This is a genomic window from Acanthopleuribacter pedis (assembly GCF_017377855.1).
Classification (GTDB): Bacteria; Acidobacteriota; Holophagae; order Acanthopleuribacterales; family Acanthopleuribacteraceae; genus Acanthopleuribacter; species Acanthopleuribacter pedis.
In genome coordinates this window covers 178,347-185,200 of the sequence record NZ_JAFREP010000024.1, presented here as the reverse complement: position 1 = coordinate 185,200, position 6,854 = coordinate 178,347, and the positions used below count along the sequence as shown (strand labels likewise).

5 protein-coding genes are annotated in these 6,854 nt (G+C 53.4%); 2 read left to right on the top strand and 3 right to left on the bottom strand.

Annotated features, from left to right (window positions below):
* Window positions 1-582: 582 nt before the first annotated feature.
* From J3U88_RS23615 to J3U88_RS23605, 3 genes are all read right to left on the bottom strand, one after another.
* The gene (locus J3U88_RS23615) at window positions 583-1,146 is read right to left on the bottom strand and encodes an RloB family protein (protein ID WP_207861461.1); all 564 of its coding nucleotides are present in this window, start codon (window positions 1,144-1,146) and stop codon (window positions 583-585) included.
* Between the two features lie 93 nt (window positions 1,147-1,239).
* On the bottom strand, window positions 1,240-2,493 hold the full coding sequence (locus J3U88_RS23610) for an AAA family ATPase (protein WP_207861460.1): 1,254 nt from the start codon (window positions 2,491-2,493) through the stop codon (window positions 1,240-1,242).
* A gap of 152 nt (window positions 2,494-2,645) precedes the next feature.
* Window positions 2,646-3,821: a hypothetical protein gene (locus J3U88_RS23605; protein ID WP_207861459.1), complete on the bottom strand. Its 1,176-nt coding sequence runs from the start codon at window positions 3,819-3,821 to the stop codon at window positions 2,646-2,648.
* 756 nt (window positions 3,822-4,577) lie between these two features.
* Between J3U88_RS23605 and J3U88_RS23600 the strand changes: the two genes are divergently transcribed.
* Both J3U88_RS23600 and J3U88_RS23595 read left to right on the top strand, forming a co-directional pair.
* Window positions 4,578-5,252 carry a class I SAM-dependent methyltransferase gene (locus J3U88_RS23600; RefSeq protein ID WP_207861458.1) on the top strand — a complete coding sequence of 225 codons (675 nt, stop codon included), beginning with the start codon at window positions 4,578-4,580 and terminating at the stop codon, window positions 5,250-5,252.
* Window positions 5,253-5,377: 125 nt separating this feature from the next.
* Window positions 5,378-6,742 (top strand): WecB/TagA/CpsF family glycosyltransferase, encoded by a 1,365-nt coding sequence (locus J3U88_RS23595; protein WP_207861457.1) that lies wholly within the window; start codon window positions 5,378-5,380, stop codon window positions 6,740-6,742.
* The last annotated feature ends 112 nt before the right edge of the window (window positions 6,743-6,854 follow it).

Sequence of the window (6,854 nt, the reverse complement as noted above, 5' to 3'; positions counted from 1 at the left end):
CTTCAAAACTGAGACCAAGATAGTGTTCGGTCTTTGGAGGGTGCGGGGTAGGAGCGGGCTAAATCTGGGCTACGGACTGTCAAAGACGTCTCGGAGGTTTGAGCGGCTCCGAACCTACCACCCCGGCGGCTCGGCCAAGCTGCCGGGGGTTTCCGCTAAGCTTCTGAGCATTAAACACATTAGCTTCAAAATCGAGCGGCTGGGACATCACATCACGCTATTTTTGGTTTCCGAGATGCGAGGTGCCCCGCTACACATAAGAGGTTTAGCCAAAACCGCCGCGAGTTATCGCGCTTCTTAGGTATTACCTTAGAGGCGCGATAAGCGTAACGGATTTAGGCTAAAGGTCTTGAACTAAATGATTTGAAAAATAAGGAGCCAGGAGTGCGCCCGACCGCACCCGCTAGGTGGGGTGGGCATTGTTAAAGGTCGTTACAGTCCAGATATTTAGCTAAAATCACCGGGAATTATCGCGCTTCTTAGATTAACCCTTTTGTTCGGCCAATTCTTCAAGCGCCGCGACCAACAGGTGAACATCAGTGCGGGTTCCTTCTGAATTACCGGCATTAATCTGGGCGCTTCTTAGGTTTTAAGCTGAGCCGCGTGTTTTTTTGCGGTTTCCCGGTGGTTTTTGAGTTTTTGGTAGAGGTGTTCTTCGCTTTTCGCATAGTTCGGTAAGTAGGTTTTGAGGTCGCAGATCAGGCAATCACAGGGAGAATGCTTTTCTTTGGGGTGGTAGGACTTGGTTGTGTAGGTAAAGTGCAGTAAATACCAAATCTCAAAACAGGGTGTACTGGCGATCACGTGAACCGGTTTTCGGCTCCGTTTGGCAAGACGAAATGCCGCTTCGAAATGAGGATGAGCATCGCGGTCAAACACACAAAAGATTTGGTCGTAGTGATCTTTTTGTGCCTTCTTGATTGCCTGCTCCACCAGTCGTTTGGGTGTGTAGCCAAAACCAAAAATATCAACCTGGCCGACGGCTAATGCCAGATCCTTACGGAGGGCTTTGAAATACCTGGGCTCGGTTTCTTCGCCTTCTGTAACGATCAGGAACACGGCCTGACTGTTCCTCGTGGCCTTTTTCCTCGCCAGTTCTTCCGCTTTCTGTTGTCTGCGTTTTTTGAAATATTGTTTGTTCGCCAAGGCATCCACTCGCTACTACGCCGTTATACCCGGCCGAGGAGGCACCATTGGGCACAGCGTGGCCACCAATCTACCCAGGCTAGATTTCAGACACTAGAGATCGGGGATGGCGCCGTAACGGCCGCGTAAATAACCCCGCTCTAAAGATTCTTCTTTGCGTGGCTTGAATTCTAGCAGCGCATATAGTTGGCTTGCCAGGGTTTTTTGGTTCCTTTCGATGAACCAAATCTGGTCGCGCCCCAGTTCTTTTAAGGAAAGCAGGCTGGTGTCGTGGGTGGTGGAAATGAGCTGGGCGCCGGACGGGTTATGTTTTCGTGAAAAGTATTGGATGATATGGGCTGAAAGCAGGGAATGCCAACTGTTGTGGAGTTCGTCGACGAAAAGTACCTCGCCGTTTTTGAGAATTTCCATCAGGTGTGCGGCCAAAGCTACCAACTTTTGGTTACCGGTCGATTCCCAATGTAGTGGGGTTTCGTGCAGGGTTCCGTTTACTTGGTGCAGGGTGCTCATTTCAATTTGGGTAATGTGACCGGATCGTCCTCCCGGCGGGGTTTCTTCTAGTTTGGCTTGAAACGGTTGAACCATTTCGGGGAGGCTGTCTACGGGCGTTTCGTGAATTCTCAGTCCCTTGATGCCGGTGTCGGTTTGTTCGAGAAACTGCTCAATCCAGGCACGCGTTGTCTTGTCTTGCCAGACCCCGAAAGTATAGATGGGTGGAATTTTACTTGAACGCAACACGATCAGTTTGTCTGTGATCCAATTGTAGACGGGCATGAGTTGTTCGTGGTTGAGCATCACGGCCGTTGACAGGAATAAGGCGTCGGGTCGGGTAAGGTCACGAATTGTGGCTTTTTGGCCTTTGAACCTGCTCCCAAAGTGCCAGTGCGTTTTTCCCGTATCGTCGTCGCAGAAACGCTCAAACCAGCGTTGTGCGCGGTTTTCCGGGTAGGCGAAAAGCCATTCACTGAGAATGCGTTCTTGGTTCCCTTCGAATCCGTATTGGTAACGGACGCCGTCTTGAATGAAGGTGAACTCAAACTCGCTGTCGGTCTTTTCCGGTGACTCTTGGAAGTGGAAGGGCTGGAAATGGGGCCGGTCGGGGTCGTTGCTTTGTGCCTTGGCGGAAAAAGCGACAAAATCTTGGGCGAAAGCCAATGCTTCAATCAGGGTGCTTTTACCTGAACCATTGGCGCCGTAAATGAGGGCGTTGGTCAATACGTTTAGGCCGTTGACGCTATGGACATAGGGTTCTTTCTCGCTAGAACCACGAAAGTTTTTGGCAACCATGCTGAGGTGCTGGGGTTCTAATATGCAGCCATGGTTGCGCACTTTGAATTCGATCAGCATGGGGCGCTCCCTGAAGTTTTGTCGTGATTTGCGCGGGAAACCTGCTGAAAAAGACCTGAAACAAGAGAAGGTGCCCCGTTACCTTCAACATGGGCTCTAAACGGAGGGGTGTCAATGAGAAAATTTTTTCGTTGGGAAACAAAGCGGTGTACTTAGCCGCGGGTGTTTTGTAGGCGGCCGAGCAAGCCTTTGGTTTCGGCCCAGAATTTATCCCAGGACAAACGTTCATCTTCCTCGAATCGGTCCAGCAGCGCGGGGTCGCGGACGGGTAACCACACTTTGGACTGGAGCATGTGCTTGAGCAGGCCGGCGAATTGTCCGGCGCGGCGGCGACCTTCCGCGAAGGCGATGTTGCCTTTTTCACGTTCTTCAATGAGCAAGGCCAGCGCTTGTTCCCGCCAGATTTTGGCCAGCTCGCAATTGGGATCGTCAGCCTCTAACACACACTTTTCGCTGGATTTGACCGCGAGGTAAGCAGCCGCATAGACCTCGCTCCAGGAACCGAACAGGCGGGAAACCCGCGCACGTAACCGCTGCCCGAATGGGTTGCGCGGGACCTCGGCGCGCACCTCACCGCAGCGTTCGGCTTGCTCCGCGAAGGACAAGGATTTGGATTCCTCAAAGAACCGGATCAACTCGCGATGGAAAAAGGGTCGCGAGAAGCCCCAGTAATGATGAATGATATCGCCGGACATATTCAATTCCGTACAAGTTCGCAGCACCTCGCCCATGGCGTACTGTTCCACGTTAAAAATCTGCGTGGGTCCATAAAGTTCGTCGACAAGCCACAGGGCGCGGTCAATCAACATGCGGTCATCCGGGTGGATGCCGACCACCCCCGAATTCACCATAATAGAGTCTGGTTGAATCACGTACGTATCGCCGTTGGGGTCGACCAATTCTCGGCCGACCGCGTAATCCGCGAGGGGAATGTGTTTTTCCACCAACAAGCCCTCGGGAAGGTGCATGACCGACATGCCCGGCGCGACTCGGGTAAACAGAAGCGCGGGTGATGCGACGAAGTAGGTGTCGGTATCGATGAACGCGCAGGGAATTTGGTAGTGTTCCATTATCTCGGCCATCAGCCGGTTTTTGGAGCGGTGGAGGTAATTGTCGGGGCCGGCCCATTCCGTGAGTTTGGTTTGATCAAAGGGATAGACCTCGACCGGCCAGCCCGCGACTTGGTCCGGTTGATCGGTTGCGATCACTATTTTGACGTCCGACTGAGGTTCTTTATCCAAGAAAGAAACCGCGGATAAAACGCTGAATTTGAGTTCGCGCCAATAGGTCTCGGTGCCGCCGTACACCAGGTAAAGCAACATGTTCACGGGTGAAACTCCAGGATGGAACAAGGTATTCCGGACGGACAGGCGCGCCGGGTAATTAAATGAACAATCAGCAAGACAAGGTTCTCACAATGCGTGGATCGAAGCAACGCACCCAGCCACGCCGGGAAACGCATTCACGATATGTTGACCAAAGAATCCGTCAGAGACGCTTGCCGGCGATGGTGCTCGCAACCAGTGATGGATGTTCGGCATGCTTAAACCGTTTCTCTTTAACTCTTTAGCCAAAATCGTCGCTGCCGCCGGTGCGACGCGCGCTGCTCAGCTAGCATAGCACGTTCGCCACAATCCTCCGAGTCTGGGAAAACCTTTTTTGTCAACACGTTAAACCTTAACCTCATTCCTCGCGGGAACCACGAGAAATGCGTGAAACGCAAGCACGGATTGCATGAGGCGGTTTGAACATGGGTGCGTCATCGCCGGCTTCCGGGCCGGCGGCGACCGACACGCCTTGGGCGCCTGTTTTCCTTCTCAGCTTTATCGGTTCGGGTCGCGAAAAACCAAAAAAAGGTGCGATCCCGGCCTTCTCCCTAAAAAGGAGGCGACACCTTATCATGATTTGCGCTAGGCTGAAGCCATCCTTGCCCATTGGAATCCCTTTATCGCCATTTTCAACGCTGGAATCCAGACCTGAGCGCCATTGCCTTCCGCTTTTCTTCCGTGTGGGCACACGCTTTGTCTTGGATTGTTACCTTCCATCGATCATCTTCGGTTTTGATACCTGTCGGGGGCACACACATGAGCCAAGAAATTTTAGATCAGCAGACCGCTGCTGACTTACCTGAAGACTATTTCGAACACGCTAGGAGCGAGATGCTCGCGTTTTTACCGGAAAAAGCCACCAGCTTCCTAGAAGTCGGTTGCGGCGGGGGCACCTTTGGCAACCTGGTCAAACAGCATTACGATTGCGAGTATTGGGGCATCGAACTCAATCCGTTGGCTGCCAAAATCGCGGAAACCCGGCTGGATCGGGTGTTTCTGGGTGGGGCACCTGAAACCATTTTTGAAATTCCCCAACGACAATTTGACTGTATCGTTTTTAACGATGTGTTGGAGCATCTCGTCGATCCTTATCGGGTATTGCGCGATATCAAACAGTTCCTGCGCCCCGGTGGTTCGGTGGCGGCCTCCATTCCCAATGTGCGGCATTTCCACACCCTCTGGAAACTGGTGTTCCACAAAACCTGGCGTTATGAGGACGCCGGTATCCTCGACCGCACCCACCTGCGGTTTTTTACCGAAATCACGACCCGTGAACTTTTCGAAGAGCAGGGTTACCTTGTCGAAAAAATTGAAGGCATTAACCAATCCGACAGTCGTTTCGAACGCATGGTTAACCTTTTGAGTTTGGGTTGGTTGCGTGATACGTTGTTCTTGCAATTTGGGGTCCGTGCGACCCCGATTGACAACTGATTCAGGCCGGAATCGAAGTGCGCCGTCGCCGCCGCCCCGGCTTGACTTCACTTTGGCGACTATTGTTAAATGAGGGCTGCCCCAAGCCTTCATCGCCCGCCTCGATTTTCCTCGGATCGTGAATCATGGAATTTTCGTCCAGCCAAAGTGAGATCATGGGTAACTTATTTGTACGATTAAAGGTTTCGCTGTCCCGCGGGCGGCTTCTTTTCACCGGGTTTTTGTCGCGACTGATGGATCTCGGGGTCAGCATGCTGTTGATGTTGACGCTGTGGCCCTTGTGGCTCGGGCACTTTGTATTGGCAAAAATCAAGGGGCGGACCTGGTTGGTGCGGCATGAATACCTCGGGCGTCAGGCGCGCCCCATCCATTTGGCCGAGGCCGCCCCCTTGCCAGACGGCTTTTTGGCGAGCCTGCTCAATCATCCCTTGATTGCTAAATCACCCTTTATCTGGGCCGTTTGGCGTGGTGATCTCAGCTTGGTAGGGCCCGCGCCCCTGACGCGCGAGGCCGCGGCGCGGCTGCCCACGCGGTTTTTGCGTCGGCTCGACGCGCGTCCAGGATTAATTCATTCCTTTTTTATTAAGTCGCGAACCAACATTGCTTTTTCGACCGAGGCGGAAACCGCCGTGGCCGATGTGGAGGAGGCTCACTGGAAAACCGACCTCGGCAAAGCGGCGCGGGCGGTGCCGGCCGCGCTGATGGGCACCGATCCCGAGGCTAAGGCCGACGCGGGTCCCACGCTTGCCATGTTTGGTTTAACCATGACCAACCTGACCTTGGACGAGGCCCTTGATGAAATTTTGGCGACCTGCCGCGCGGGTCGCAAAGAGCGCCTTGCTTTCGTCAATCCCGACTGTATTAACATCTCGCTGCGCAACCCGGATTATCGGCGCATTTTAGAAGCGAGCGACCACATATACCCCGACGGCATCGGCCTACAAATTGCCTGTAAAATGCTGCGATTGCAGATGAAAGATAACTTGAACGGCACGGATTTGTTTCCCGCGCTGTGCGCGCGGATTAATGGTGACGACCTGGGTATTTACCTGTTGGGCGCCGCACCCGGCGTGGTTGACGCCATGGTCGAAAACCTTTTGGAGAAGTGGCCGAACTTGCGCATTTGCGGGTACCGCCATGGCTTTATCAAACCGGAAGAGTTGGATCAGGTCATCCGAGAAATCAACGATTCCGGTGCACACATGTTGTTTGTCGCCATGGGCGTACCGCGCCAAGAGACCTGGATCGATACCAACTGGTCGCGGCTTGAGGTGAACATGGCCATGGGTGTCGGCGGCTTGTTCGACTTTATGTCGGGCCGCATTCCCCGTGCGCCGATTTGGATGCGTGAGTTGGGGATGGAGTGGTTGTACCGTCTGATTCAAGAGCCGCGACGATTGTGGAAGCGATACGTGATTGGGAACGTGATTTTTCTGATTAACGTGGTGCGTTTTGGCAAAAAAGGCGCGCCCCGGGCGGGTAAATCATGATGCCTAATTTCCTCGGTGTCTTTTTTAATGCGGGCGCGCCCTTGTTGTGGCGGCCTTTGTCGAAGCGGGTGATAAGCGCGGGTTCACGGATTTTCACCGTGATGGGCGCTTT

Excerpts from the sequence above, each read along its gene's own strand:
- J3U88_RS23610 (WP_207861460.1), bottom strand. The coding sequence starts at position 2,493 with ATGCTGATCGAATTCAAAGTGCGCAACCATGGCTGCATATTAGAACCC.
- J3U88_RS23600 (WP_207861458.1), top strand. The coding sequence starts at position 4,578 with ATGAGCCAAGAAATTTTAGATCAGCAGACCGCTGCTGACTTACCTGAA.
- J3U88_RS23595 (WP_207861457.1), top strand. The coding sequence starts at position 5,378 with ATGGAATTTTCGTCCAGCCAAAGTGAGATCATGGGTAACTTATTTGTA.